26 protein-coding genes are annotated in these 25,777 nt (G+C 70.2%); 17 read left to right on the plus strand and 9 right to left on the minus strand.

Annotation, left to right across the window (positions count from 1 at the left end; translation table 11 throughout):
• Positions 1 to 146 precede the first annotated feature (146 nt).
• The 6 genes from aceE (at position 147) to KAF39_RS13040 (ending at position 7,769) form a co-directional block, all read left to right on the plus strand.
• Positions 147 to 2,873: a pyruvate dehydrogenase (acetyl-transferring), homodimeric type gene (aceE, locus tag KAF39_RS13015; protein ID WP_210677627.1), complete on the plus strand. Its 2,727-nt coding sequence runs from the start codon at positions 147 to 149 to the stop codon at positions 2,871 to 2,873.
• A 31-nt stretch (positions 2,874 to 2,904) separates the two neighbouring features.
• Positions 2,905 to 4,101, plus strand: coding sequence for a CdaR family transcriptional regulator (locus KAF39_RS13020; RefSeq protein ID WP_210678066.1), 1,197 nt, complete (start codon positions 2,905 to 2,907; stop codon positions 4,099 to 4,101).
• A 96-nt stretch (positions 4,102 to 4,197) separates the two neighbouring features.
• Positions 4,198 to 5,118, plus strand: coding sequence for an ACP S-malonyltransferase (locus KAF39_RS13025; protein WP_210677628.1), 921 nt, complete (start codon positions 4,198 to 4,200; stop codon positions 5,116 to 5,118).
• Complete coding sequence (locus KAF39_RS13030) at positions 5,115 to 6,116, plus strand: beta-ketoacyl-ACP synthase III (protein ID WP_210677629.1); 1,002 nt, start codon at positions 5,115 to 5,117, stop codon at positions 6,114 to 6,116. Before KAF39_RS13025 ends, KAF39_RS13030 begins: the two co-directional genes overlap by 4 nt.
• 69 nt (positions 6,117 to 6,185) lie before the next feature.
• On the plus strand, positions 6,186 to 6,434 hold the full coding sequence (locus tag KAF39_RS13035) for an acyl carrier protein (RefSeq protein WP_017202249.1): 249 nt from the start codon (positions 6,186 to 6,188) through the stop codon (positions 6,432 to 6,434).
• Between the two features lie 96 nt (positions 6,435 to 6,530).
• Positions 6,531 to 7,769, plus strand: coding sequence for a beta-ketoacyl synthase (locus KAF39_RS13040; RefSeq protein ID WP_210677630.1), 1,239 nt, complete (start codon positions 6,531 to 6,533; stop codon positions 7,767 to 7,769).
• A gap of 91 nt (positions 7,770 to 7,860) precedes the next feature.
• Here the strand turns inward: KAF39_RS13040 and KAF39_RS13045 are convergent, their stop codons facing one another.
• The gene (locus KAF39_RS13045) at positions 7,861 to 8,538 is read right to left on the minus strand and encodes a YitT family protein (protein ID WP_210677631.1); all 678 of its coding nucleotides are present in this window, start codon (positions 8,536 to 8,538) and stop codon (positions 7,861 to 7,863) included.
• 95 nt (positions 8,539 to 8,633) lie between these two features.
• Between KAF39_RS13045 and KAF39_RS13050 the strand changes: the two genes are divergently transcribed.
• Entirely contained in the window at positions 8,634 to 10,037 is a 1,404-nt protein-coding gene (locus KAF39_RS13050) for a PLP-dependent aminotransferase family protein (RefSeq protein WP_210677632.1), read from the plus strand.
• 140 nt (positions 10,038 to 10,177) lie between these two features.
• On the opposite strand, the gene KAF39_RS13055 is transcribed toward KAF39_RS13050, so the two are convergent.
• On the minus strand, positions 10,178 to 10,681 hold the full coding sequence (locus tag KAF39_RS13055) for a DUF3145 domain-containing protein (protein WP_025103621.1): 504 nt from the start codon (positions 10,679 to 10,681) through the stop codon (positions 10,178 to 10,180).
• Positions 10,682 to 10,886: 205 nt separating this feature from the next.
• The gene (locus tag KAF39_RS13060) at positions 10,887 to 11,660 is read right to left on the minus strand and encodes a hypothetical protein (RefSeq protein ID WP_210677633.1); all 774 of its coding nucleotides are present in this window, start codon (positions 11,658 to 11,660) and stop codon (positions 10,887 to 10,889) included.
• Positions 11,661 to 11,836: 176 nt separating this feature from the next.
• Between KAF39_RS13060 and KAF39_RS13065 the strand changes: the two genes are divergently transcribed.
• From KAF39_RS13065 to KAF39_RS13075, 3 genes are read left to right on the plus strand one after another with little or no spacing between them, the layout of a single operon-like run.
• Complete coding sequence (locus KAF39_RS13065) at positions 11,837 to 13,840, plus strand: DUF262 domain-containing protein (protein WP_210677634.1); 2,004 nt, start codon at positions 11,837 to 11,839, stop codon at positions 13,838 to 13,840.
• Positions 13,837 to 15,093 (plus strand): alpha/beta fold hydrolase, encoded by a 1,257-nt coding sequence (locus KAF39_RS13070; protein ID WP_210677635.1) that lies wholly within the window; start codon positions 13,837 to 13,839, stop codon positions 15,091 to 15,093. Before KAF39_RS13065 ends, KAF39_RS13070 begins: the two co-directional genes overlap by 4 nt.
• A gap of 53 nt (positions 15,094 to 15,146) precedes the next feature.
• The gene (locus tag KAF39_RS13075) at positions 15,147 to 15,431 is read left to right on the plus strand and encodes a hypothetical protein (protein WP_126893090.1); all 285 of its coding nucleotides are present in this window, start codon (positions 15,147 to 15,149) and stop codon (positions 15,429 to 15,431) included.
• Between the two features lie 69 nt (positions 15,432 to 15,500).
• Here KAF39_RS13075 and KAF39_RS13080 read toward each other — a convergent pair whose 3' ends face one another.
• From KAF39_RS13080 to glgA, 3 genes are all read right to left on the minus strand, one after another.
• Positions 15,501 to 15,758, minus strand: a complete 258-nt coding sequence (locus KAF39_RS13080; RefSeq protein ID WP_210677636.1) for a type B 50S ribosomal protein L31 — start codon at positions 15,756 to 15,758, stop codon at positions 15,501 to 15,503.
• A gap of 167 nt (positions 15,759 to 15,925) precedes the next feature.
• On the minus strand, positions 15,926 to 16,711 hold the full coding sequence (locus KAF39_RS13085; RefSeq protein ID WP_210677637.1) for an ABC transporter ATP-binding protein: 786 nt from the start codon (positions 16,709 to 16,711) through the stop codon (positions 15,926 to 15,928).
• Between the two features lie 17 nt (positions 16,712 to 16,728).
• Complete coding sequence (glgA, locus tag KAF39_RS13090; RefSeq protein ID WP_210677638.1) at positions 16,729 to 17,913, minus strand: glycogen synthase; 1,185 nt, start codon at positions 17,911 to 17,913, stop codon at positions 16,729 to 16,731.
• Between the two features lie 69 nt (positions 17,914 to 17,982).
• Here glgA and KAF39_RS13095 point away from each other — a divergent pair, with 69 nt between their 5' ends.
• Both KAF39_RS13095 and serB read left to right on the plus strand, forming a co-directional pair.
• Entirely contained in the window at positions 17,983 to 19,224 is a 1,242-nt protein-coding gene (locus KAF39_RS13095) for a glucose-1-phosphate adenylyltransferase (protein ID WP_062634342.1), read from the plus strand.
• Between the two features lie 56 nt (positions 19,225 to 19,280).
• Complete coding sequence (gene serB / locus KAF39_RS13100) at positions 19,281 to 19,916, plus strand: phosphoserine phosphatase SerB (RefSeq protein WP_210677639.1); 636 nt, start codon at positions 19,281 to 19,283, stop codon at positions 19,914 to 19,916.
• Between the two features lie 14 nt (positions 19,917 to 19,930).
• Here the strand turns inward: serB and KAF39_RS13105 are convergent, their stop codons facing one another.
• On the minus strand, positions 19,931 to 20,641 hold the full coding sequence (locus KAF39_RS13105) for a beta-ketoacyl-ACP reductase (RefSeq protein ID WP_210677640.1): 711 nt from the start codon (positions 20,639 to 20,641) through the stop codon (positions 19,931 to 19,933).
• 138 nt (positions 20,642 to 20,779) lie between these two features.
• Between KAF39_RS13105 and KAF39_RS13110 the strand changes: the two genes are divergently transcribed.
• From KAF39_RS13110 to KAF39_RS13125, 4 genes are read left to right on the plus strand one after another with little or no spacing between them, the layout of a single operon-like run.
• Positions 20,780 to 21,298, plus strand: coding sequence for a DUF4190 domain-containing protein (locus KAF39_RS13110; RefSeq protein ID WP_307805214.1), 519 nt, complete (start codon positions 20,780 to 20,782; stop codon positions 21,296 to 21,298).
• A 51-nt stretch (positions 21,299 to 21,349) separates the two neighbouring features.
• Positions 21,350 to 21,694 carry a DUF3099 domain-containing protein gene (locus KAF39_RS13115; RefSeq protein WP_210677642.1) on the plus strand — a complete coding sequence of 115 codons (345 nt, stop codon included), beginning with the start codon at positions 21,350 to 21,352 and terminating at the stop codon, positions 21,692 to 21,694.
• On the plus strand, positions 21,691 to 21,885 hold the full coding sequence (locus KAF39_RS13120; protein ID WP_210677643.1) for a hypothetical protein: 195 nt from the start codon (positions 21,691 to 21,693) through the stop codon (positions 21,883 to 21,885). Before KAF39_RS13115 ends, KAF39_RS13120 begins: the two co-directional genes overlap by 4 nt.
• Positions 21,882 to 22,691 carry an SURF1 family protein gene (locus tag KAF39_RS13125; RefSeq protein ID WP_210677644.1) on the plus strand — a complete coding sequence of 270 codons (810 nt, stop codon included), beginning with the start codon at positions 21,882 to 21,884 and terminating at the stop codon, positions 22,689 to 22,691. The genes KAF39_RS13120 and KAF39_RS13125 overlap by 4 nt, the downstream gene beginning before the upstream one ends.
• A gap of 84 nt (positions 22,692 to 22,775) precedes the next feature.
• On the opposite strand, the gene KAF39_RS13130 is transcribed toward KAF39_RS13125, so the two are convergent.
• Positions 22,776 to 23,372, minus strand: a complete 597-nt coding sequence (locus KAF39_RS13130; RefSeq protein ID WP_210677645.1) for a pyridoxamine 5'-phosphate oxidase family protein — start codon at positions 23,370 to 23,372, stop codon at positions 22,776 to 22,778.
• 22 nt (positions 23,373 to 23,394) lie between these two features.
• A complete protein-coding gene (locus KAF39_RS13135; RefSeq protein WP_210677646.1) occupies positions 23,395 to 24,993 on the minus strand; it encodes an ABC-F family ATP-binding cassette domain-containing protein in 1,599 nt (532 codons plus the stop codon).
• A gap of 164 nt (positions 24,994 to 25,157) precedes the next feature.
• Here KAF39_RS13135 and KAF39_RS13140 point away from each other — a divergent pair, with 164 nt between their 5' ends.
• Complete coding sequence (locus KAF39_RS13140) at positions 25,158 to 25,775, plus strand: DedA family protein (protein WP_210677647.1); 618 nt, start codon at positions 25,158 to 25,160, stop codon at positions 25,773 to 25,775.
• Positions 25,776 to 25,777 lie beyond the last annotated feature (2 nt).

The raw sequence follows: 25,777 nt of genomic DNA on the forward strand, positions 1-25,777 counted from the left end.
CTCAGTCTATCCGGGCGCGGATGCGCACCCGCGTCGTGGAAGAGGGATAGGCTGAGGTCGGCGCGCGTTGTGCACGGCCGACAAGGCTGCCCGTGTCGCTTCCCGTTTCCTTGGCATGACCTGCCAGCTTGACGAAAGGTTCCCCCGTGACCGTCCACGACCAGGATCCGTACTCTCAGGGCCCCCTCGACAGCGATCCGGAAGAGACCGGTGAGTGGCAGCAGTCGCTCGACGAGCTGGTGGACGCCAAGGGCCACGGCCGCGGGCGCGAGATCATGCTCAGCCTGCTCAAGCGCTCCAAGGAACTGCACCTGAACGTGCCGATGGTTCCGACCACCGACTACATCAACACCATCGCCCCGGAGAACGAGCCCGAGTTCCCCGGCGACGAGGAGATCGAGCGCCGCTACCGCGCCTGGATCCGCTGGAACGCCGCCATCACGGTGCACCGCGCCCAGCGCCCCGGCATCGGGGTCGGCGGTCACATCTCGACCTATGCGTCCTCGGCGGCGCTGTACGAGGTGGGCTTCAACCACTTCTTCAAGGGCGCGGACCACCCCGGTGGCGCCGACCAGATCTTCATCCAGGGCCACGCCTCCCCCGGCACCTACGCCCGCTCCTTCCTCGAGGGTCGCCTCACGGAGGACCAGCTCGACGGCTTCCGCCAGGAGAAGTCGCACGCGCCGAACGGCATCCCGTCGTACCCGCACCCGCGCCTGATGCCGGAGTACTGGCAGTTCCCGACGGTCTCGATGGGTCTCGGCCCGATCAACGCCATCTACCAGGCGATGTCGAACAAGTACCTCGAGAACCGCGGCATCAAGGACACCTCGCAGTCGCACGTCTGGGCCTTCCTCGGCGACGGCGAGATGGACGAGGTCGAGAGCCGCGGACAGCTCCAGGTCGCTGCGAACGAGGGCCTGGACAACCTGACCTTCGTCGTCAACTGCAACCTGCAGCGTCTCGACGGCCCGGTGCGCGGCAACGGAAAGATCGTCCAGGAGCTGGAGTCGTTCTTCCGCGGCGCGGGCTGGAACGTCATCAAGGTGGTCTGGGGTCGCGAGTGGGACGACCTGCTCGCCCGTGACACCGAGGGCGCGCTGCTCAACCTCATGAACGTCACCCCCGACGGTGACTACCAGACGTACAAGGCCGAGTCCGGCGCGTACATCCGCGAGCACTTCTTCGGCCGGGACGAGCGCGCCGCCGCGCTCGTCAAGGACTACTCCGACGACGACATCTGGAACCTCAAGCGGGGTGGCCACGACTACCGCAAGGTGTACGCCGCGTTCAAGGCCGCGACCGAGCACAAGGGCAAGCCGACCGTCATCCTCGCGAAGACCGTCAAGGGCTACGGGCTGGGCCCGCAGTTCGAGGGCCGCAACGCGACCCACCAGATGAAGAAGATGACGCTGGACAACCTCAAGACGTTCCGCGACGCGATGCACATCCCCATCACGGACGCGCAGCTCGAGGAGAACCCGTACCTGCCCCCGTACTACAACCCGGGACCGCAGGACGAGACGATCCAGTACATGCTCGAGCGCCGCAAGGCCCTCGGCGGCTTCCTCCCGGAGCGCCGCTCGACGCACGTCGGCCTCTCGCTCCCCGAGGAGAGCGCCTACGCGCTGCCGAAGAAGGGCTCGGGCACGCAGGAGATCGCCACCACCATGGCGTTCGTCCGCCTGCTGAAAGACCTGCTGCGCTCGAAGGAGTTCGGTCACCGCATCGTGCCGATCATCCCGGACGAAGCGCGCACGTTCGGCATGGACGCGTACTTCCCGACCGCGAAGATCTACAACCCCAACGGCCAGCACTACACCTCGGTCGACCGGGAGCTGCTGCTCGCCTACAAGGAGAGCCCGCAGGGCCAGATCGTCCACGTCGGCATCAACGAGGCGGGGGCCCTCGCGGCGTTCACCGCCGCGGGCACGTCGTACGCGACGCACGGCGAGCCGCTGATCCCGATCTACATCTTCTACTCGATGTTCGGCTTCCAGCGCACCGGCGACGCCCAGTGGGCGGCCGGCGACCAGATGGCCCGCGGGTTCATCATCGGCGCCACGGCCGGCCGCACCACCCTCACGGGTGAGGGGCTGCAGCACGCCGACGGGCACTCGCACCTGCTCTCCTCCACCAACCCGGCGACGGTCTCCTACGACCCGGCGTACGGCTACGAGATCGCGCACATCATGCGCTCCGGCCTCGAGCGGATGTACGGCGGTCAGCACGAAGACCCGAACGTCATGTACTACCTCACGGTGTACAACGAGCCGATGGTGCAGCCCGCCGAGCCGGCGGACGTGGACGTGGACGGCATCGTCCGCGGCATCCACCGCGTCTCCGTCGGCGAGGGCAACGGCCCCCGCGCCCAGCTCTTCGCCTCCGGCGTCGGTCTGCCGTGGGCCCTCGAGGCGCAGGAACTGCTGAAGAACGACTGGGGCGTCGTCGCCGACGTGTGGTCGGTCACCTCGTGGACCGAGCTGCGCCGCGACGGCCTCGCCGCCGACGAGCACAACTTCCTCCACCCGGAGCAGGAGCCGCGCACCGCGTACCTCACGCAGAAGCTCCAGGGCGCGGAGGGTCCCGTCGTCGCGGTCAGCGACTTCATGCACGCCGTGCAGGACCAGATCCGCCCGTGGGTCCCGAACCGTTTCGCCACGCTCGGCGCCGACGGCTTCGGATTCTCGGACACGCGCGCCGCGGCCCGCCGCTTCTTCAAGATCGACGGCCCGTCGATCGTCGTGCGCACGCTGCAGGCGCTGGCCGAGGAGGGCAAGGTCGACCGCGGCCTGTCCGCGCAGGCCATCGAGAAGTACCGCCTGCACGACGTGAACGCCGGCACCAGCGGCAACGCAGGCGGCGAAAGCTGAGCCCTCGGTGACAGCTGCCTCCGCCGCCGGCATGGACAAGGCCGCCACGCTCACCTGGTTGCGCCGGATCTCCGGTGACATCGCCACGGTGACGATCAAGCGGCTGGAGGACACCCTCCCCTGGTACGCCGACATGCCACCGGCCCGCCGCTCCGCGGTCGGGCTGGTGGCGCAGGCGGGCATCACCTCGTTCATCCAGTGGTACGACGACCCCACGTCCACCCCGTGGATCGCGGCCGACATCTTCGCCGCCGCTCCCCGGGAGCTGCTGCGGAGCGTGAGCCTGCAGCAGACGCTCCAGCTCATCCGCGTGACGGTCGAGGTCACCGAGGAGCGCGTGGCCGGGAAGGGCGAGCATCTCCGCGAGGCCATCCTGCTGTACTCGCGCGATGTCGCCTTCGCGGCGGCGGACGTCTACGCCCGTGCGGCGGAAGCCCGCGGGCTGTGGGACGCCCGCCTCGAGGCACTCGTCGTCGACTCGATCCTCACCGGCGAGGCCGATGAGGAGCTGCCGAGCCGTATTGCCGCGCTCGGCTGGCACGGACACGGCGAGGTCGCCGTCCTCGTAGGGACCACGCCCCCGCAGTTCGATGTCGACCTGGTGCGCCGCACCGCGCGGAAGCTCGCGGTCGACGTCCTCATCGGCGTGCAGGGCTCCCGGCTCGTCCTCGTGCTCGGACGTGCCAGGGGCGAAGGCCAGGAGGGCGAGGACGAGGAGCTCGGGTTCCAGGAGATCGCGACCCGTCTGGAGCCGTCGTTCGGCCCCGGCTTCGTCGTGCTGGGGCCGGAGGTCGCCGCCCTCGTCGACGCCAGCCAGAGCGCCCGTGCTGCGCTTGCGGGATTCGCCGTCGCCCGCGCCTGGCGGGGCGCACCGCGTCCCGTCGAGGCGGATGATCTGCTCCCCGAGCGCGCCCTCGCCGGTGACCCGCTCGCGAAGCAGACCCTCATCGAGCGCATCTACCGCCCGCTGCAGTCCCACTCGACCGATCTCGTCACGACGCTGTGGAGCTACCTCGACAACGGCCGTTCCCTCGAGGCCACGGCCAGGGAGCTCTTCGTGCACCCGAACACGGTCCGCTACCGCCTGAAGCGCGTCAGCGAGGTCATCGGCTGGGATGCGACGGGGCCGCGTGAGGCCCTCATCCTCCAGACCGCCCTGATCCTCGGCTCCATCGGAGCCGCGGATCAGGTGCGCCGTCGCCCGTCGGTGCGCCGCCCCCCGCGGTGATCCGCCGGCGCCCTCTGTGCGCCACACACAAGGGTTTCGCGCAATCTTGTGATGGATCATCCACCGTTCTGGCGTGATCGTTGGCAGACTGGGTGGGTGATTGTCGTCGTCTGCCCTGGACAGGGCTCGCAGACCCCCGGATTCCTCGCCCCCTGGCTCGAGCTCGACGGAGTGGAGGAGCGACTGGCCGCCTACTCGGAGGCCGCGGAGGTCGATCTCCGCGCCCACGGCACCGAGTCGGACGCGGACACCATCCGCGACACCCGTGTCGCGCAGCCGCTCATCGTCGCCGCCTCGCTTCTCGCGGGCGACGCCCTGGTGGCGGCCGCGGGCCGTCGCGCGGACGGCCTCGCCGGGCACTCGGTCGGCGAGATCGCCGCACTGGTGGGCAGCGGTGTCATCGACGCCACGACCGGCATGCGCCTCGTCGGCATCCGCGGACGGGCGATGGCCGACGCGGCCGCGCAGACCCCGACCGGGATGAGCGCGGTGCTCGGCGGCGACGAGGAGACTCTTCTCGCCCGCCTCGCCGAGCTCGGCCTCGCGCCGGCGAACTTCAACGGCGGCGGGCAGATCGTCGTCGCGGGTCCTCTCCCGGCCCTCGCCGCCCTCGCCGACGAGCCCGTCAAGGGCACCCGTGTGGTCCCGCTCCAGGTCGCCGGAGCCTTCCACACCGACTACATGGCTCCGGCTGTGGCCGCGCTCCGCGACGCCGTCGCCGACGTACGACCCCACGACCCCGAGATCACCCTCTGGACCAACCGCGACGGGTCCGCCGTCGCCGACGGCGGGACTGCACTCGACTACCTCGTCGACCAGGTCTCCTCCCCCGTCCGCTGGGATCTCTGCATGGCCTCCTTCGCTGACGCCGGCGTGACCGGCGTGATCGAACTCGCCCCCGCCGGTGCCCTCGTCGGCCTCGCCAAGCGCGGCCTCCGCGGCGTGCCGAGCGTCGCCGTCAAGACCCCCGAAGACCTCGATGCCGCCGTCGCGCTGCTGAACGGAGAAGCCGCATGACCGCCTCGCTCGCCCAGATCGCCGGGCCCGCCTACACCCGTATCTACGCCTTCGGTGCCGCGCGCGGCGAGAACGCCGTCCCGAACGAAGACCTCGTCGGACCGATCGACTCCAGTGACGAGTGGATCCGTCAGCGCACCGGCATCATCACCCGGGTGCGTGCCGACAAGGAGACCGACGCGATCGATCTCGCCGCCGACGCCGCCGCCGAGGCGATCGAGAAGTCCGGAGTCGCGGCCGACCAGGTCGATCTCGTCATCGTCGCGACGATCAGCAATCCGAAGCAGACGCCGTCCGTGTCGGCGATCGTCGCCGACCGCGTCGGCGCCAACCCGGCCGCGGCCTACGACATCAACGCCGCCTGCGCCGGCTACGCCTACGCCGTCGCACAGGCCGATGCCCTCATCAAGGCCGGTGCCGCCCGCTACGCCCTCGTCATCGGCACGGAGAAGCTGTCCGACGTGGTCGACCCGACCGACCGCAGCATCTCGTTCCTCCTCGGCGACGGCGCCGGCGCGGCGCTCATCGGTCCGAGCGACACGCCCGGAATCGCGCCGGCCGTCTGGGGCAGCGACGGGTCCAAGGCGGACGCCGTCGGCATGAACGGCACCCTCACCGACTTCCGCGACGGCGTGGTGCCGTGGCCGACGCTCCGCCAGGAGGGCCCGACGGTCTTCCGCTGGGCCGTCTGGGAGATGGCGAAGGTCGCACGCGAGGCGCTGGAGAAGGCCGGGATCCAGGCCTCCGACCTCGCCGCCTTCATCCCCCACCAGGCGAACATGCGCATCATCGACGAGTTCGCCAAGCAGCTCGGCCTGCCGGAGACGACCGTCATCGCACGCGACATCGAGACCACCGGTAACACGTCGGCCGCCTCGATCCCGCTCGCGAGCCACCGCCTCATGGCCGAGCATCCGGAGCTCTCCGGTGGCCTCGCCCTGCAGATCGGCTTCGGCGCCGGCCTCGTCTTCGCCGCCCAGGTCGTCGTCCTCCCCTGAAGACGCGCCGACCTTCCCTAGACTGTTCCACGGTTCCGAATACAACCCGTAAGAAAGAGGAAGACCACCATGGCTTTCACCAACGATGAGGTCCTCGCCGGCCTCGCAGAGCTGATCACCGACGAGACCGGCATCAACGCCAGCGAGGTCGCCCTGGAGAAGTCGTTCACGGACGACCTCGACATCGACTCGATCTCGATGATGACGATCGTCGTCAACGCCGAGGAGAAGTTCGGCGTCACCATCCCCGACGACGAGGTCAAGAACCTGAAGACCGTCGGCGACGCCGTCAACTTCATCGTCGCGGGCCAGGAGTAATCCCGGCAGGATGCCACCCTCGCACCTGCGAGGTGTGGCATCCTCCGGCCCTGCCCATCCCCCGCACGAACTCGTTTCGACAAGGAACCACACCCCATGACCAAGCGCATCGTCGTCACCGGCATCGGCGCCACCTCCGCCATCGGCGGGACGGCTCCGGAGAACTGGACCAATCTGCTCGCCGGTGCCTCCGGCGCCCGCACGATCGAACACGACTGGGTGCAGGAACACGACCTGCCCGTCACGTTCGCCGCCTCCGCGATCGTCCGCCCCGAAGAGGTCCTGCCGCGCCACGAGGCGAAGCGTCTCGATCCCTCCTCGCAGTTCGCGCTCATCGCGGCCCGCGAGGCCTGGGAGGACGCCGGATCGCCCGAGGTCGCCCCGGAGCGCCTGGGTGTCGACTTCGCGACCGGCATCGGCGGCCTGTGGACCCTGCTCGACGCCTGGGACACGCTGCGCGAGAAGGGCCCCCGCCGCGTCATGCCGCTGACAGTGCCGATGCTGATGCCGAACGCGGCCGCCGGCAACCTGTCGCTGCAGTTCGAGGCCCGCGCCTATGCGCAGACCGTGGTGAGCGCGTGCGCCTCCAGCACCGAATCCATCATCCACGCCTTCCACCACCTGCAGGAGGGCCTGGCCGACGTCGTCATCGCCGGTGGCACCGAGTCGGCGATCCACCCGATCACCATGGCCGCCTTCGCCTCCGCGCAGGCGCTGTCGCGCCGCAACGACGACCCGGCGCACGCGTCCCGGCCCGGGGCGATCGACCGCGACGGCTTCGTCATGGGCGAGGGCGCCGCGGCTCTCATCCTCGAGACGGAGGAGCACGCCAAGGCCCGCGGTGCCAAGATCTACGGCTACGTCCTCGGCGGCGGTGTGACGGCCGACGCCTACCACATCACCGGCAACGACCCCGAGGGCAAGGGGGCGGCGCGCGCCGTCGTCCAGGCGCTCGAAGAGGCCGGGATCACTCCCGAGCAGGTCACGCACATCAACGCGCACGCGACCTCGACCCCGGTCGGCGACCCGAACGAGTACGTCGCGCTCAAGAACGTCTTCGGCGACAGGATCGACGAGATCCCCGTCTCGGCCACGAAGGCGTCCACCGGACACCTGCTGGGCGGCACCGGGGCGCTGGAGGCCATCTTCTCGATCCTCGCTCTCCGCGACCGCGTGGCACCCCCGACCATCAACATGACCGAGCCCGACCCGGAGGTGCCGTTCCGTCTCTCCGGCGAGCCGGCTCCGCTCGGTGACGGCCCGCAGATCGCGATCAGCAACTCGTTCGGCTTCGGCGGCCACAACGCGGTGCTCGTGCTCGGCGGAGTCGACTGACCGACGCGGTACGCCGCAAGAAGGCCCCCGGGACGCGGTCCCGGGGGCCTTCCTCGTGCGCGGCGCGGGTCGCGCTCGCCCTTCGACAGGCTCAGGGAGCCAGGGGGGCGCGCGCCGACACGGCGAGACGCTGCGACCGCTCCCGGCGGCGGCGTTCGATGCGCGGGAGGAACACGCCGATCAGCGGGCCCACCCCGAAGGCGAACAGCACCGTGCCGACACCGACCGGGCCGCCGAGAAGGAAGCCGATGAGCAGGACGCTCCCCTCGATCACCGTGCGCGCCAGCCAGACCGGCCAGCCGGTCACGCGGACCAGCCCGGTCATCAGGCCGTCGCGCGGACCGGGACCGAAGTCCGCCGCGATGTAGAGCCCGGTCGCGAAGGCCAGCAGGACGAGGCCGAACAGGAACATGGGCGCGCCCACCCACACCGACGACGGCGCCGGGAGCAGGAGGAGCGTGAGGTCGGCGAACGGGCCGATGAGCAGGGCGTTGAGCAGCGTGCCGAGCCCGACCCGCTGGCGCAGCGGGATCCAGAGCACCAGGACCACGATCGAGATCAGCACCGTGACGACCCCGTAGCCGAGCCCCGTCCACCGGGCGACGCCGAGGGACAGGACGTCCCAGGGGGCGACGCCGATCCCTCCGCGCACCATGAACCCAAGGGCCACCCCGTAGAGGAAGAGGCCGCCCACCAGCTGCCCGAGGCGCTCGACGAGGTCACGGCGGCTGGTCGCGGTGAAGGGAAGGAAGACGGCACGCAACAGCATCCCTCCATCGTGGCCTGCGAGCCGCGTGGCCGAGGAGGACCAGTGCAGGAAAAGTGGCCTGCGCATCCGAGGCCACTTTGCGGCAGGCTGGACGCATGTCCTCACGACTCGTCACGCAGCTCGGCACGCAGGAGCACGGCGACGCCTCGGCGTCCGGCCTCGCCGACCGCATCCGGGCACTGATCCTCGACGGCCGGCTCACCGTTGGCGAGCGTCTCCCGAGCGAGCGTGCCCTCGCGCTCGAGCTGCGGCGCTCCCGCTCCACGATCACCCGCGCCTACGGCCTGCTGGAGGCCGGAGGCTACGTATCCCGACGCCAGGGCGGCAGCACCCGCGTCACCCTCCCGCACGGACCCGTCGTCGCCGGCCACGACCGGGACGACGATGCGATCGACCTGTCCATCGCCTCAATGGACTCGACCCCCGGCCTGTACGACGCCACCGTCCGGTCGCTCCCCCGACTGGCCGCCCTCCGCGGCACCAGCGGCTACTCCCTGCAGGGGCTCCCCGAGCTGCGTGCCGCCGTCGCCCGGCGGTTCACCGAACGAGGGGCGCCGACCACGGCGGAGGAGATCATGATCACGTCCGGCGCGCTCAACGCCGTGAACCTGATCCTGACGGCGATCGGCCGCCGCGGCGAGCGGGTGCTCGTCGAGCAGCCGACGTTCCCGCACGCCCTCGAAGCCCTGCACCGTCACGGATACCGCCTGCTGCCGACCCCGGTCGACACCGACGGCTGGGACGTCCGCCACCTCACCGACACGCTGCTGTCGGCCCGGCCGCACGTCGCGTACCTCATCCCCGATTTCCACAACCCCACCGGCGCGACCCTGCCGGACGGGGAGCGCTCCCGGGTCGCCACGACGGCCCGGAACACCGGCACGCACCTGATCGTGGACGAGACGACGGCGGAGCTGGACATCGACCGTGGCGCCGCACCGACGCCCCTCGCTGCGCACGGCCCCGGCGTCATCACCGTCGGGTCGATGTCGAAGATCGCGTGGGGCGGCATGCGCATCGGCTGGATCCGCGCCGAGCGGTCGATCATCGCCCGCCTCCTGGCCGTCCGCCCCTCCTTCGAACTGGGGACGGCACTGCTGGAGCAGTGCATCGCGGTGGAGCTGCTCGACGACGTCCCGGCGCTGACCCGGCACGTCCGGCGGCGTCTCACCGCAGGGCGGGAAGCGGTGGCAGAGGGGATCGCGGGGATCCCGGGGATGCGGATGCCGGAGACGCCCGGCGGTCTCTCCGCCTGGATCGATCTCGGCGCTCCCCTGTCGACGACCCTGTCGCTCGCCGCGCGGGAACGAGGACTCATCCTCCCGCCCGGACCGCGCTTCACGACCGGCGGCGTGCTGGAGCGCCGCCTCCGGGTTCCGATCACACTTCCGCCCGAGCGGGCGGCGGAGGCGATGACGCGCCTGGCACACGCCTGGGCGGACGTGCGCGGCGGTGGAGTGAACGCCGTCGACGACCTCGCCCACGCCGCCGTGATCTGACGGGCGCAGACGAAGACCCCGCCCGATCACCCGGGGCGGGGTCTTCGTCGAGCGGAGCGGGGATTCGTCTTCTCAGCGTCCGGGAGAAATCACCGGCCTCCGATACTCACGCCTCCCGCGCTCCCGGTCTCAGCGGTCGGTCATCCGACCTTGTGGAGCCAGACGACGCGCGCGTCGTCGCTGGCGTGGCGGAAGGGCTCGAGCTCCTCATCCCAGGCGGAGCCCAGGGCGATGTCGAGCTCGCGCTGCAGCTCGACGGCGTTGCCCGCGGCGATCTCCATCGCGTAGCGGATGCGGTCCTCGCCGATGACGATGTTGCCGGCGGCATCCGTCTGCGCGTAGTGGATGCCGAGATCCGGCGTGTGCAGCCACCGACCGCCGTCGCTGCGGGGCGTCGGGTCCTCGGTCACCTCGAACCGCAGGTGCTCCCACCCGCGGATCGCGGTCGCGAGAGCAGCGCCGGTACCGACCGGACCATCCCAGTAGAACTCGGCGCGGCGCGCGCCGGTCAGGACGGGCTGCTCGGTCCAGTCGAAATTCACCGCACGCCCGATAGCGCGACCCACCGCCCATTCCAGGTGCGGGCAGAGCGCGCGAGGCGCCGAGTGGATGAACACCACTCCGCGTGCGTAAGCCGTCGCCATGATCTCTCCGTTTCATCAGGTGCGTCTTCCCCTACGACCTGAACCACGAAGTGGCGAGAATATGCGGTTGTGCGCCCATTCTCGCGGAGATCCCAGGAAATCACAAGCGTGTGATTCCACGACGAAGGCCCCGGTCCGCGGACCGGGGCCTTCGGGCGCTTCGACGAGCTCAGCGACCCAGTATCGGGGCGCTCAGCGACCCAGCTCAGGCCTCGCTCATGGCCTGCTTGACCTGCTGGCCCTTCGCGGCGTAGTAGGCGGCACGAGCGGCGTCCTTGCGGGCCTGCTCCGCATAGCCGAACTCGAGCACGTCCTGTGGGACCTCGACGTTCGGGACGTCATCGGTGCCGTGGTACTTCTCGATGTAGGCGTCGAGCTCAGGACCGGAGGTCCACGAGGTGATGAGGCAGTAGCGCGGGTCGGTGCCGTTGTGGGTGGCCGCGTGCCACAGGCGCTGCGTGTCGACGATCAGCTGCGCACCGGCCGGCAGGGCGATGCGGTACTCGATGCTGGGGTCCGTGCGGTTCTCGCGCAGGACGAAGTAGCTGTCCTTGTCGTCCGTCAGGTTGAAGAAGCCGCGCACGACCCATCCGGTGCCGTCGGGGTTCAGTCGGTTGTTGTCGTCCTGGTGGAGGTTGTACAGGCAGTCGCCGTACGGGGTCGGCTGCAGCTCGATGATGCGGCAGCGTCCGACGTTCGCACCGGGCTCCTGCGCACGGCGCGTGAGGTTCGGGGCCTTGGCGGTCTGCTCGTCGATCCAGACGCCGTCCTTGTCGGTGCGCGGCGGCTTGTGGTTCCAGAAGCCGTTGCACTCGATGTCGCCGAAGGCGCTGGCGAGGGGCGCGAACCGGGTGTCGCCCGAGGACTTCCAGTCGACGTACTCGACGTCGAGCCATTCCTTGGGGTCGGCCTCCTGGTCGTAGCTGTCGAGGACGACGAAGCCCTTCTCCTCCAGCGCTGCGGACTTGATGTATCCCATGATCGAGTCATGATCCTTTCATCGGGGGCCAGCACGTTTTAACAGGCCCTGATAAGGCAAGCCTAACAGCGGGCCCTCCCGCTCCCCCGGAGGGTCGCCGTGGATATCCGAATAGACTGGGCGGGGCACCCGGCGCGTCCGCGGCGCCTGTCGCTACGGGAGGACGAGACACCAGCATGAGCACCGCGACCAACGTCGAGGCGACGGCAGTCAACACGATCGAATGGCTCGCGGCGGGACGCACGACGATCGTCGTCCCCGTCTACCAGCGCCAGTACCGGTGGGATATCGGCGGCTGCGAGCGTCTCCTCTCCGACGTCCGCGCGGTGGCGGCCGAGGACGACGCGCATCGCCACTTCATCGGCTCCATCCTGTCGGCCGAGGACGGCGCCGGTGCAGACGCCGACCTCATCCTCATCGACGGTCAGCAGCGCCTCACGACGCTCATGCTCCTGGTCGCGGCACTGCACCACTCCGTGCGCGACCGGAACCCGGAGCTGGCCGCTGACCTCGCCCGCGTGCTGGTCCGCGCCGACGACCCCGAGCGCACGAAGCTGCGTCCGCATGATGCCTGGGCCGACCTCTACGAGTCGGTCGTGCTCGACCGCCGCGATGACCTCGACCGCGAGTCGCGCTTCGACGACAACTACGCGTTCTTCCGCAGCCAGATCCATGCCGATGAGGTGCCGCTCATCTGGCAGGGACTGCAGCGCCTCGAACACGTGTCGATCACCCTCGGCGCGCAGGCGAACGCGCAGCAGATCTTCGAGAGCCTCAACTCCACGGGCGAGCCGCTGCGCGACCACGAGCTCATCCACAACTACATCCTCATGGGTCTCACCCACGCCGAGCAGCGGGACGTCGAGGAGCGCTTCTGGCTGCCCATCGAGCGGCACACCGGGGAGGCGATCGGGGCGTTCTGGCGCCACTACCTGGTCCTCGTGACGGGACGCGAGGTCGCCGCGAACGGCGAGCACGGCGTGTACAGCGCCTTCCGCCAGTCGTTCCCGCGCGTCGACGTCGCCCACCTCCAGGCCGACGCCGAGACGTGGCGGCACTATGCGGAGATCTACGGCATCCTCCTCGATCCGACGAAGGAGCAGGACCCCGAGATCGCGCGGCAGCTGCGGTACGTGAACACGTTCGGACGCTCCTCGTATCCGCTGGTCATGAGCGCCTACAGCGATCACGCACGCGGCCTCATCGACCGCGCTCAGCTCCTCGAGACGCTGGAGTGGCTGCAGGCGATGTTCCTGCGCCGTGCGCTCGTGAACCTTCCCGCCGAGCGGCTCATCGCTCGGCTCTGCCGCGCCCGTCGCGACGGACACGACGCGCTCGCCCGTGCCATCGCGCGCATCACCCCGTCGGACGAGCGGGTCAGCGCCGTGCTCAAGTACAGCGAGCTGCCGTATCCGGCCTACGTGCTCGGCCGGCTCGAGGGCGTCGACGATGTGGCCGGCTTCGACGTCGAGCACATCGTGCCCGCTGTCCCCGGGGACGCCTGGTCCGGAGACGGCCGGCGCCCCTGGAGCGAGTACTCGGAGGACGAGCAGAACAGCCATCGCGCCCTCGCTCCGACACTCGGCAACCTCACGCTCTTGGAGCAGGCGCTGACCGAGCGCGTGTTCGGCGCCTCGTTCCCGGTCAAGCGCGACGAAGCCTACGCATGCAGCGCCGTAGCGGCCACGCGCACCCTGGCGTCGGTGGAGGCCTGGGGCACCGCGGCGATCACCGCGCGGACGGTGACCCTGACCGCCGACCTCGTTCGCACCTGGGCGCGTCCCGCCCTGCCGGAGATCGATGACGACGGCCTCACGCCGATCCTGGACGCCGTCCGCCGCCGCGGCTGGCCGGCGGGGTGGGAGCGCGAGTTCGACTACGTCGAGTACCGCGGCGAGCGGTGGGAGGTCTACGACGTCAAGCACCTGTTCAACCGGGTGTTCCGCCGCGCCTGGACCGACACCACGGAGGCCGCCCTGGCGTACTGTGCGACGCACGGCGGACCGATCTACCGCGACAAGGCGTGGAAGGGGCAGTGGGACGACCTCGACGAGACGCACTTCCTCTACATGGGCTGGGATTCGAACTACATGATGACGGCCGTCCAGGGCGTCCTCGACGCGTCGGGGATCGCCGCCGAGGTCTTCGTGAAGTACTCCTACATCGGGAATGTGATGTGACCATGACCACCGTCATCCGCCGCCGCCTGCTCGACCTCGCGATCGAGGAGCACACGCTCACGGTCCCCCTCGTCTGGGACGACCCGACGGACACCCGCACGATCGACGTGTTCGCCCGCGTCGTCGCCCGGGAGGGAAGCGAGACCCTCCCCTATCTGGTGTTCCTGCAGGGCGGGCCGGGCCACGAGGCGCCGCGCCCCTTCCACTCCTCCACGGCTCCGGCCTGGCTCGACCAGGCGCTGGCGCACTACCGCCTCGTCCTCCTGGATCAGCGCGGCACCGGGCTCTCCTCCCCCGTCGGCGACGACGACCTCGCACGGGGCGCCGACGCGGTCGCCGAACATCTGACGCACCTGCGTGCCGATGCCATCGTGCGCGACTGCGAGGCGCTGCGGGAGCACCTGGGGGCGTCGACGTGGAGCGTCCTCGGGCAGTCCTTCGGCGGGTTCACGACTCTGGCCTACCTGTCGACCCATGCCGATTCGCTCGACGATGTCTTCATCACCGGAGGCCTCAGCACGGTCGAACGCGACCCGGACGAGGTCTACGCCCTCTGCTACGACAAGATGCGCGGGGCATCCGAGCGGTACTACCGGCGCTTCCCGGAGCACCGCGACGCCATGCGACGCCTGATCGATCTCGCGGACGCCGGTGAACTCGTCCTTCCCGACGGCGAGGTCGTGTCGCGTTCCCGCCTGCGCTCGGTCGGCTCCGCTCTCGGCACCGACGACGGCTGGCAGACGGTCTGGTCGCTGCTCGAACGCGACCCGGCATCCAACGCCTTCCGGCACGACCTCCAGCACGCGATGCCCTTCGGCGGCCGCAACCCGCTGTACTACGCCTTCCACGAGTCGAGCTACGCGAACGGACACGCCACGCGGTGGTCGGCGGAGCGCGTCGAGCCCTCGGACTTCCGCGAAGACCCGACCCTGTTCACGGGCGAGCACATCCGCCGCGAGTGGGCCGACACCGTCCCGGCGCTGCGGCCGTGGCGCGATGTCACCGCGATCCTGGCGGAGCACCCCTGGCCGCGGATCTACGACACCGCCGCCCTCGCCGATTCCCGAGCCACCGGCGCGGCCGCCGTCTACGTGAACGACGTGTACGTGCCTCTGGAGTTCTCGATGGAGACCGCCCGTCTCCTCCCCGGCGTGACGCCCTGGGTGACGAGCGAGCATGAGCACAACGGCCTGCGGACCGGACCCGTGCTGGAGCGGCTGATCGAGCTGGCCCACGGACGCCGCATCCGCTGACCTCCGCCGCGCGACGGGTGCCGCCGGCGCGCTCCGCGATCTATCCTGGTGCCATGGAGCATCTGCTCGGGTGGACCACGATCGTCCTCGTGCTCGGCACGGGGCCGGTGCTGTTCTTCGTGGGCATCCGGCATTCCCTCTCCCGTCGCCCGGTCGAGGAGAAGTACGAGCAGGCGGGGTCCGGAGGGCTGGTCGGTGTCTTCGACGCGGTGTGGTCGCCCACCGCACACGAGGCCGGCCAGGAGCGGGATCGGCAGACCCGGCGCACGGCCCCGGCGCCGACACCCGGGGATCCGCCGGGCCGCATCGAGCGCGGACGCATCGTCATCGACGTCTGAGCGACTCGTCCAGCCCGGACATGACGAAGGCCCCGCACTCCGAGGAGTGCGGGGCCTTCGTGGGCGGTCTTACTTGGAGGAGCCGCCGAAGCCCTTGAAGCGCTGGTTGAACTTCTCGACGCGGCCGGCCGAGTCCATGATGCGCTGCTTACCCGTGTAGAAGGGGTGCGAGGCCGAGGAGATCTCGACGTCGATCACCGGGTACTCCATGCCGTCCAGCTCGATCGTCTTGTCGCTGGTGACGGTGGAGCGGGTGAGGAAGGTCTCGCCCGAGCCCAGGTCGCGGAACACGACAGCCTTGTAGTCGGGGTGAATGTCAGTCTTCATGGGATTCCTTTGTTGCTGCCCTGGATTGTGCCAGGGACGAGGGAAGTCTGCGGTGCCGAACGCACCAAGGGTCGATTCTATCAGTACTTCGACGAGCTCAGTAACCCAGCGGGGACCGAGGTCAGTGACCCGACGGAACCGAGGTCAGTGACCCATCGGAGCCGAGGTCAGGAGGCGGCGCGGGCCGAGTAGCGTCCGCCCTCGCTGCTGAGCGCGATGGGCATGCCGAACGTCTCGCCGAGAGCCTCCGCCGTGAGGGTGTCGGCGATCGGGCCGGCCGCGACGACAGCGCCGTCGCGGATCAGCAGCACGTGCGTGAACCCCACCGGGATCTCCTCCACGTGGTGCGTCACCATGAGCATCGCGGGAGTGGTCGGCGCCGACGCGTAGCCGCCCAGCAGGGCGAGCAGCTCTTCACGCGAACCCAGATCGAGCGACGCGGTCGGCTCGTCGAGGAGCAGCAGCTCCGGGTCGGTCATGACGGCGCGTGCGATCTGCACGCGCTTCTGCTCGCCGTCGCTCAGCGTGCCGAAGGTACGGTCGGCGAGGTGCGCGAGACGCCAGTCCCCCAGAACGCGCAGCGCGCGGCGCTCGTCGATGTCCTCGTAGCTCTCGTTCCAGCGTCCGAGCACCGAGTACGCCGCGGTGAGAACCGTGTTGAGCACCGTCTCGTCCCGCGGGATGCGCTTGGCCATCGCCGTCGACGCGAAGCCGATCCGCGGCCGGATCTCGAAGACGTCCGTGCGTCCGAGCGTCTCGCCGAGGACGGTGACGGTCCCCGACGTCGGGTGCATCAGCGTGTCGGCGAGCTGCAGCAGGGTCGTCTTGCCCGCGCCGTTCGGCCCGAGGATCACCCAGCGCTGATCGTCCGAGACCTGCCAGGTCACGTGATCGATGATGTTGCGCCCCTCTCGGCGCACGACGACGTCGGTGAACTCCAGAGCGATCGGCATACCGAAAGCCTATCGGCTCACGCCGACACCTCCGCGTAGAGCGCGCGGGTCTCGTCGGCGATCGCCCCCCAGCTGAACTGCGCGCGCGCCCGCTCCCGGCCGGCGTCTCCGTACGCGCGCGCCCGGACCGGGTCCGTCGCGACCTCGGTGAGCACCGCCGCGAGATCGTCGACGAAGCGCTCCGGATCCGTCGGAGTGCCCGTGCCGTCCTGCACCTGCTCGATCGGGACCAGCCGACCCGTGACGCCGTCGTCGACCACCTCGGGGATGCCGCCGGTCGCCGTCCCCACGACGGCCGCACCGCAGGCCATCGCCTCCAGATTGACGATGCCGAGGGGTTCGTAGACGGAGGGGCAGACGAAGGTGGTCGCCGCGGCCAGGATCGCCGACAGCTCGTCCCGTGGCAGCATCCGCTCAATCCACACCACGCCCTCTCGGGTCTGCTGCAGCAGCCGCACGCCCTCCTGCACCTCGGCCATGATCTCCGGGGTGTCCGGGGCACCGGCACAGAGGATGAGCTGCACCTCCGGCGGCAGCAGGCGCGCCGCCTGCAGCAGGTACGGCAGCCCCTTCTGTCGCGTGATCCGACCGACGAACACCACCGAGGGCCGGTTCGGGTCCATGCCGATGGAGGACAGGAACGCGGCATCCTGCACGGGCCGCCAGCGCTCGACGTCGATCCCGTTGTGGATGACGCGGACGCGGGCGGGATCCACCTGCGGGTAGCTGCGCAGGATGTCGGCGCGCATGCCGGCACTCACCGCGATCACCGCGGCGGCGTTCTCGTAGGCGAGCTTCTCGATCCCGCTGGAGACCGCGTAGCCGCCGCCGAGCTGTTCGGCCTTCCAGGGCCGGAGGGGCTCGAGACTGTGCGCCGTGAGCACGTGCGGGATGCCGTGCAGCTGGGAGGCCAGGTGCCCGGCGAAGTTCGCGTACCACGTATGACTGTGCACGACGTCGGCACCGGCGATCGCCGACACGATCTCCAGATCCGTGCCGAGGGTCTGGAGCGCGGGGTTGGCGGCGGCGAGACTCTCGGGTGCACGGTACGAGAACGTGCCCTCCTCGTCGCGCGGCGCACCGAAGGCGCGCACCGTCACATCGATGTCGCGGCGCAGTGCGGAGACGAGCTCGGCGACGTGCACACCCGCGCCTCCGTAGATCTCCGGCGGATACTCCTTGGTGATCATCTCGACTCGCATGCTTAGACGCTATCGAGCGGGTTGTCCAGATGCTAGTTCCCCGCGCCGCGCGGGATCTATGGTGGAGCCATGTCCGCTCCAAAGAAGGTCTTCGGGATCATCCTCGCCGGCGGCGAGGGCAAGCGACTCATGCCGCTGACGGCCGACCGCGCCAAACCCGCCGTCCCGTTCGGCGGGCAGTACCGCCTGATCGACTTCGCCATCTCGAACCTCATCAACTCCGGGCTGAGACAGATCGTCGTCCTGACGCAGTACAAGTCGCACAGCCTCGACCGGCACATCTCGCAGACCTGGCGCATGTCCGCGCTGCTCGACTCCTACGTCGCGTCGGTCCCCGCTCAGCAGCGTCTCGGCAAGCGCTGGTTCTCGGGCTCCGCTGACGCGATCCTGCAGAGCATGAACCTCATCAACGACGAGAAGCCCGACATCGTCGTCGTTATCGGTGCCGACCACGTCTACCGCATGGACTTCCGGCAGATGCTCGAGGCGCACATCGAGTCCGGGGCGAAGGCCACGGTCGCCGGCATCCGCCAGCCCCTCGCGCTCGCCTCGCAGTTCGGAGTGATCGACGCCGACCCGGAGTCCGGGCGCATCCGCCAGTTCCTGGAGAAGCCGACGGATGCGACGGGACTCGCGGACTCCCCGCACGAGGTGCTGGCATCGATGGGCAACTACATCTTCGACACGGACGCCCTCATCGCGGCCGTGGAGGCCGACGGGGAGCTGCCCACCTCCAGTCACGACATGGGCGGCGACATCGTGCCCTACTTCGTCGACCGCGGCGAGGCCGGCTACTACGACATGAAGCAGAACGAGGTGCCGGGGTCGTCGCCGCGCGACCGCTCCTACTGGCGTGACGTGGGGACGATCGATTCGTTCTTCGACGCCCATCGGGACCTCATCTCGACCCTGCCGATCTTCAACCTCTACAACATGGAGTGGCCGATCCACTCGCAGGCGGTCAACTCCCCGCCGGCGAAGTTCGTCCGCGACTCCGTCGGGCGGATCGGCAACGCCATCGACTCGATCGTCTCGCTCGGCTCCGTGCTCTCCGGTACGCACCTGGAGCGCAGCGTCGTGGGCCCGTGGACCCTCGCCGGCGGCGGCTCGACCATCACGGACTCCGTGGTGTTCGATCACGTCCATGTCGGCCAGGGCGCACGTGTGCATCGGGCGATCCTCGACAAGAACGTCGTCCTCGCCGACGGCGCCACGGTCGGGGTGGACAGGGAGCGCGACCTCGCCCGCGGGTTCACGGTGACGGAGTCGGGGATCACGGTCGTCGGCAAGGGCGTGTTCATCGAGCGCTGAGGCGGCGCGCGTCATGCGGCGCGGGGGCTCGCCCTCCGATCGATAGGCTCGATGGCGTGACCACCGCGCGCTTCCTCGTCGTCCTCGATGCCGACTCCACGCTCATCCGCAACGAGGTGATCGAACTCCTCGCCGAGGAGGCCGGCCGCCGGGCCGAGGTGCAGGCGGCCACCGAGGCGGCGATGCGGGGCGAGATCGACTTCGCGACCAGCCTGCGCTCGCGAGTGGCAGCGCTGTCCGGAGTACCCGTCGAGGCGTTCTCCCGTGTGCGGGCGCGCATCGAACCGACCCCCGGTGTACGGGAGCTCACTGCCGCCGTGCACGCACGCGGCGGCGTGGTCGGGGTCGTCTCCGGCGGGTTCCACGAGATCCTCGACGACGTCGCCCCCGCGCTGGGCGTCGACCGCTGGCGCGCCAATCGCCTCGCGGTCGCCGACGGCGTGCTGACGGGGCAGGTGGACGGCGACATCGTCGACGGCGCGGCCAAGGCCCACTGGCTGCGCACCTGGGCGGACGAGCTCGGGGTGGCGCCGCATGCGACGATCGCGATCGGCGACGGCGCGAACGACCTCCCGATGATGGCCGTCGCCGGCGCCGGCCTCGCCTTCAACGCGAAGCCGACCGTCCGCGAGTCCGCGAGCCTGGTGGTCGGTCCGGTCGATCTCGGCGCGGTCATCCCCCTGCTCCCCTGAGGGAGCCGGCGGGGTCAGTGCCCCATGCCGAGTCCGCCGTCGACCGGGATCACCGCACCGGAGATGTACCCGGCGTCGTCGCCGGCCAGCCATGTGACGACGCCCGCGACCTCGTCCGGCGTCGCGAAGCGTCCGGCGGGGATGTTCGCCTTGTACTGCTTCTGCGTCTCCTCCGGGAGCTCCGCCGTCATGTCGGTCTCGATGAAGCCGGGCGCGACGACGTTCGCCGTGATCCCCCGTCCGCCGAGTTCGCGCGTGAGGGAACGCGCGAAGCCGACGAGTGCGCTCTTGGACGCGGCGTAGTTGGTCTGGCCCGCGGAGCCGTACAGGCCCACGACGCTGGAGATGAGGATGACGCGGCCGAATCGCGCGCGCAGCATTCCCTTCGACGCACGCTTGACCACCCGGAACGTGCCCCCGAGGTTCGTGGCCACGACACTGTCGAAGTCGTCCTCGCTCATGCGCATGAGCAGCGTGTCCTTGGTGATCCCGGCGTTCGCGACGACGATCTCGACCGGTCCGAGCTGCTGCTCGACCTCTGTGAACGCGGCATCGAGCGCCGCCGCGTCCGTGACGTCGGCCCGGACCGTCAGGGTGCCTTCGGGGCCCTCTCCGCTGCGAGCCGTCACCGCGACACGGTAGCCCTCCCGGACGAATCGTTCCGCGATGGCACGGCCGATGCCGCGATTGCCACCGGTGACGAGGACGACGCGCTCCGCGCTCATGGGAAACTCCTGGGTCTGGGGTCGAGGGCCGGGGTTCCGAGCCGTGAACGATCCTATCGACGCCGCCGGCTCACCTCCGACGGTGGTTTGACAGACGCCGACCCTCCTGGGAGCCTGAGGGCGACGAAAGGCATCAGCGTGAGCGACCCCCGCACTCCCGGCCCCACGGATCCGTTCGGCGAGCACACCCCGAGCGTTCCCACCGCACCGGCCCCCGCCCCCGGGTACCCCGGCGCCACCCCGGCGTACGCGCCTCCGCCCGCCGCCGGCCCTCCGTCCTCCCCGCAGCAGGGGTATCCGTCGGCGCCACCGGCGTACGGCGCCCCGCAGACCTACGCCGTCGCACAGCCGTATGCGGCCCCTCCCGCGCGGCCGTCCAGCGGGCTCGCCATCACCTCCCTCGTCTGCGGCATCGCCGGTGTGGTGCTGTTCTGGGCGGTGCTGCCGATGCTCGCCTCGATCGCCGCCGTCATCACCGGGCACATGGCACTCGGGCAGATCCGTCGCTCCCCCGGGCTCGGCGGTCGCGGCATGGCGATCGCCGGACTCATCCTCGGCTACATCATGATCGGCGTGCTGGTCTTCACGATCGTCTCGACGCTCATCAGCCTGGTCGTGTTCGGGGCCTTCACCCTGCCGTTCGTCTTCGCCCGCTGACACCCCGGCGGGCACGCCGATGTCGCCGCAGCGGCGTAGGCTGGAAGCATCGTGAAGAACGCACGTCGAGTCCCGGCCGTCACCTCACTGCCGCAGTCCCCGCGGGATGAGGGCGACCATCGTGTGCGCCGATACGCCCTCACGATGACGATCCGCATCGTCTGCTTCGGGCTGATGTTCTTCGTGCAGCCGTTCGGCTGGTGGACCTGGGTCTTCGCCTTGGCCGCCGCCGTGCTCCCGTACATCGCCGTCGTCTTCGCCAACGCCGGAAGCGACAGCACGGAGACGGCCGCCGAGTCGCCGATGCGCGAGATCGACGCGCCGCCGACGGCGGCGCCCGCCCCCGAGGTCGCTCCTGACGTCATCACCATCCGGGAAGGCCGCACGGAGCGATGAGCGAGCTCATCTGCTCGCGCGCCGGCTGCCGGAGCGCGGCCACCAAGCAGGTCGTCTGGCGCAACCCGCGCATCCACGCCGCCGACCGCGAGAAGATCTGGCTCGCGTGCGACGAGCACGTCGGCTTCCTCCACGACTACCTCGCCGCCCGGGACTTCCCGGTGTCGGTGCGAGACGGGGTGCCCTCATGAGCAACCGCCTGACACGGTGGGCCGTGTACGTCCTGATCGCCATCGGGTTCGCCATCGCCTGTGTGTTCCTGTCGAACTGGCAGTTCGAGCGCAATGAGTCCCGCGCGGAGCAGATCGCGCTCGTGGAGCAGAACTACGACGCCCCGGCCGTCCCCCTCTCCGAGGTGGTCGCGGACGACGCGCTCGACCCCGGGGACGAATGGCGACCGGTCACCCTCGTCGGCGAGTATCTCGCCGACGAGCAGCTCCTGGTGCGCAACCGCCCGCACGGCGGCACCAGCGCCTTCGAGGTCCTCGTCCCGTTCCGCGACCAGGACGGACGCGTCCTCATCGTCGACCGGGGCTGGGTCCCCCCGGGCGAGGGGCAGCTCCCCGACGCGGTGCCGGCGCCGCCCGCCGGCGAGGTGACGGTCACGGTGCGGCTGCGTCCCGGCGAGCCCCTGCCCGCGTCGGGCCGCGGAGCGCCGGAGGGCCAGGTGCCCACCATCCACCTTCCGTCCATCGCCGACCGGGTGGGGGACGATGTGATCACCGGCGCCTACGGGCGTCTGGTTGATGAGCAGCCCGCCGCCGATGCCGCACTGGGCGGCTTCGACTCACCGACCGACGACCCCGGGCCGCACCTCTCCTACGCGATCCAATGGATCCTCTTCGCCATCATGGGCTTCATCTTCATCGGGTACATCATCCGCACGGAGATCGTGAAGCATCGCGAGGAACTGGAGGGCAAGCCGGCAGCGGTGAAGGCCCCGAAGCGCCGCGACCGCGACGCGGACGTCGAGGACGAGCTGCTCGACGCGCGGTGACTCCCCCGCAGATGCGGGATCGGAAACGGGCCCGCCGGACCGCCTGCGCGCACCTTTTCGATCTCGCGTGGTGGTGTCGGGGCGTCACTGACCGGCGGGAGCGGAGCCGGTGACGGTGTGCCGCCACCCGCGGCCCGCCGCCTCGTAGACGATCCGCGCATGGTTCCGGTCGGTCGACCCCTGCCAGAACTCGACACGCGTCGGCACCACCCGCCACAGCACCCAGTCCCCCGGTCGCAGTCCCGCGCGTGCGCTCTCGGAGCGGGCGGCGAGATCGGCGTCGCTCTCGGCTGCCGATGCCTCCGCCACTGTTCCCCGCACCCGCACCGCGCGCCGCTGCGGTTGCCACCAGAGGTTCAGCGCCGCGGCCGGACGAGCGGCGATCTGCGCGGCTTTCCCGGACGACCGCGTACTGGCGAACGCCCAGCCGCGCGCATCCACGTCCTTGAGGATCAGCGTGCGCGCGTCCGGGATGCCGTCCGTATCGACCGTCGCCAGGGTCGCGGCGTGCGGTTCGGGGACGCCGGCAGCGGCCGCCACGCGGAGCCAGTCCCGGAAGAGCAGGACCGGATCGTCGGGAAGGTCGTCCAGGTGCAGCGGCGGCGGCGTCCCGGTGAGGGTGGGCTGCGCACGCAACCACGCCGCGAGCTCCGAGGGAGGAAGGATCGGGTGCGCCGCCATCCTCCGACTATGGCACGACCCGCTACGCGAGTTCGATGAGGTCCTGGTACTCCTGGCTCCAGATGTCCTCGACGCCGTCGGGCAGGATGAGGACGCGCTCGGGGTTCAGCGACTGCACGGCCCCGGGGTCGTGCGACACGAGCACCACGGCGCCCTCGTAGTGGGCCAGGGCCCCGAGGATCTCCTCGCGGGAGGCGGGATCGAGGTTGTTCGTGGGCTCGTCGAGCAGCAGCAGGTTCGCGGACGACACGACCAGCGTCGCCAGCGAGAGCCGGGTCTTCTCGCCTCCGGACAGCACACCCGCGGGCTTGAGCACATCGTCGCCGGTGAACAGGAACGATCCCAGGACCTTGCGGGCCTCGGTCTCGGTGATGTGCGGCGCCGCCGACACCATGTTCTCCAGCACCGACCGGCTGACGTCGAGGTTCTCGTGCTCCTGCGCGTAGTAGCCGACCTTGAGGCCGTGGCCCGGCTCGAGCTGACCGGTGTCGGGCTGGTCGACACCCGCGAGCATGCGCAGCAGCGTCGTCTTGCCCGCACCGTTGAGACCCAGCACGACGACCTTGGAACCGCGGTCGATCGCGAGGTCGACGTCGGTGAAGATCTCCAGCGAGCCGTACGACTTCGACAGCCCGGAGGCCATGAGCGGCGTCTTGCCGCAGGGGGCCGGCTTCGGGAATCGCAGCTTCGCGACGCGGTCCTCCTGACGCACGTCCTCCAGCCCGGAGAGGAGCTTCTCGGCACGCGCGAGCATCTGATGCGCTGCCGCGGCCTTCGACGCCTTCGCACCGAATCGGGCCGCCTGCTGCTGCAGGGTCGTCGCCTTCTTCTCGGCGTTGGCGCGCTCCTTCTTGCGGCGCTCCTCGTCCGCGGCGCGCTGGCGGAGGTAGTTCTTCCAGTTCATGTTGTAGATGTCGATGACCTGGCGGTTGGCGTCGAGGTAGAACACCCGGTTGACGGTCTCGCCGACGAGCTCGACATCGTGGCTGATCACGATCAGCCCGCCCTTGTAGTTCTTGAGGAACTCGCGCAGCCACACCACGCTGTCGGCGTCGAGGTGGTTGGTGGGCTCGTCGAGGATCATCGTCTGCGCGTCGGAGAAGAGGATGCGCGCGAGCTCGATCCGGCGCCGCTGGCCGCCCGAGAGGGTCGACAGCGGCTGGTCGAGGATGCGGTCCGGAAGCGAGAGGTTGTGCGCGATGGACGCGGCCTCGGCCTCGGCCGCATAGCCGCCCTGCGCCTCGAACTTCTCCGTGAGCGCCCCATAGCGCTTCATCGCCTTGGCCGCGACCGCGGGGTCGTCGGAGCCCATCGCGAGCGAGGCCTCCGTCATCCCGAGGTTGAGCTGTCCCAGGCCACGGGCGTCGAGGATCCGGGTGCGGGCGAGGTCTTCCGGATTGCCCGAACGCGGGTCCTGCGGCAGGTACCCAAGCTCGCCGGAACGGGTGACCGTGCCGCCGGAGGGCAGCACGTCGCCCGCGAGCACCTTGGTGAGCGTGGTCTTGCCCGCACCGTTGCGTCCGACGAGGCCGATCTTGTCGCCGTCGGACACACGGAACGAGACGTTCTCCATCAGCAGGCGCGCGCCAACGCGGATCTCGAGGTCGTGCACGGCAAGCACAGCGGACGTCCGTTCGTTCGGGAGGAGGATGGTGGCCGATCGGCCAGCCTCCCAGTATATGCCGCTGTGGCGGGCCCGACGGTCGCCAAGATCCCTCTGCAGGGTGACGGCCGCGATACCCGGGAGTGATGCCCCACCCGACACCCGCTGCCTACGGTGCTCGAGTGGACATCCTCAACGACCTCATCCTCCAGGCGATCGCCTCCCCGTGGCTCTATGCGGTGCTGTTCGCCGTCACCGTGATCGACGGGTTCTTCCCGCCGGTCCCCAGCGAGACGGTGCTCGTCGCCGCAGCGGCCGTCGCCGCGTCCACCGGCGACGGGAACATCCTGCTCCTCGGGGCGGTGGCCGCCGTCGGGGCGGCGATCGGCGACAACGTCGCCTTCCTCATCGGGCGCCGCCTCGTCACCACCAGGTACGCGTGGATGCGACGTCCCCGCGTGGCCGCGGCCTTCGACTTCGCCCAGCGCGCCCTGGACCGCCGCAGCGCCACCCTGATCCTCGGCGCCCGGTACATCCCGATCGGACGCGTCGCGGTCAACATGTCCGCGGGCGCGCTCGGGTTCGCCTGGCGTCGCTTCCTTCCGCTGAGCCTCATCGCCGGGGTGAGCTGGAGCGTGTTCAGCCTCGCGATCGGACTGCTCGCCGGTGCGTGGCTCCGCGACCAGCCTCTGCTCAGCGCGGGGCTCGGCATCCTCGTGGCACTCGTCGTCGGCGTGGTGATCGATCGGATCGCCGCGCTGCGCCGCCGCCGTGCGCCCGTCCCCCACCTGGCAGGATGAGA

Origin of the sequence: Microbacterium sp. BLY (genome assembly GCF_017939615.1) — a bacterium.
Classification (GTDB): domain Bacteria; phylum Actinomycetota; class Actinomycetes; order Actinomycetales; family Microbacteriaceae; genus Microbacterium.

Excerpts from the sequence above, each read along its gene's own strand:
- KAF39_RS13020 (WP_210678066.1), top strand. The coding sequence starts at position 2,905 with ATGGACAAGGCCGCCACGCTCACCTGGTTGCGCCGGATCTCCGGTGAC.
- KAF39_RS13030 (WP_210677629.1), top strand. The coding sequence starts at position 5,115 with ATGACCGCCTCGCTCGCCCAGATCGCCGGGCCCGCCTACACCCGTATC.
- KAF39_RS13035 (WP_017202249.1), top strand. The coding sequence starts at position 6,186 with ATGGCTTTCACCAACGATGAGGTCCTCGCCGGCCTCGCAGAGCTGATC.
- KAF39_RS13040 (WP_210677630.1), top strand. The coding sequence starts at position 6,531 with ATGACCAAGCGCATCGTCGTCACCGGCATCGGCGCCACCTCCGCCATC.
- KAF39_RS13045 (WP_210677631.1), bottom strand. The coding sequence starts at position 8,538 with ATGCTGTTGCGTGCCGTCTTCCTTCCCTTCACCGCGACCAGCCGCCGT.
- KAF39_RS13050 (WP_210677632.1), top strand. The coding sequence starts at position 8,634 with ATGTCCTCACGACTCGTCACGCAGCTCGGCACGCAGGAGCACGGCGAC.
- KAF39_RS13055 (WP_025103621.1), bottom strand. The coding sequence starts at position 10,681 with ATGGCGACGGCTTACGCACGCGGAGTGGTGTTCATCCACTCGGCGCCT.
- KAF39_RS13060 (WP_210677633.1), bottom strand. The coding sequence starts at position 11,660 with ATGGGATACATCAAGTCCGCAGCGCTGGAGGAGAAGGGCTTCGTCGTC.
- KAF39_RS13065 (WP_210677634.1), top strand. The coding sequence starts at position 11,837 with ATGAGCACCGCGACCAACGTCGAGGCGACGGCAGTCAACACGATCGAA.
- KAF39_RS13075 (WP_126893090.1), top strand. The coding sequence starts at position 15,147 with ATGGAGCATCTGCTCGGGTGGACCACGATCGTCCTCGTGCTCGGCACG.
- KAF39_RS13080 (WP_210677636.1), bottom strand. The coding sequence starts at position 15,758 with ATGAAGACTGACATTCACCCCGACTACAAGGCTGTCGTGTTCCGCGAC.
- KAF39_RS13085 (WP_210677637.1), bottom strand. The coding sequence starts at position 16,711 with ATGCCGATCGCTCTGGAGTTCACCGACGTCGTCGTGCGCCGAGAGGGG.
- glgA (WP_210677638.1), bottom strand. The coding sequence starts at position 17,913 with ATGCGAGTCGAGATGATCACCAAGGAGTATCCGCCGGAGATCTACGGA.
- KAF39_RS13095 (WP_062634342.1), top strand. The coding sequence starts at position 17,983 with ATGTCCGCTCCAAAGAAGGTCTTCGGGATCATCCTCGCCGGCGGCGAG.
- KAF39_RS13105 (WP_210677640.1), bottom strand. The coding sequence starts at position 20,641 with ATGAGCGCGGAGCGCGTCGTCCTCGTCACCGGTGGCAATCGCGGCATC.
- KAF39_RS13120 (WP_210677643.1), top strand. The coding sequence starts at position 21,691 with ATGAGCGAGCTCATCTGCTCGCGCGCCGGCTGCCGGAGCGCGGCCACC.
- KAF39_RS13125 (WP_210677644.1), top strand. The coding sequence starts at position 21,882 with ATGAGCAACCGCCTGACACGGTGGGCCGTGTACGTCCTGATCGCCATC.
- KAF39_RS13130 (WP_210677645.1), bottom strand. The coding sequence starts at position 23,372 with ATGGCGGCGCACCCGATCCTTCCTCCCTCGGAGCTCGCGGCGTGGTTG.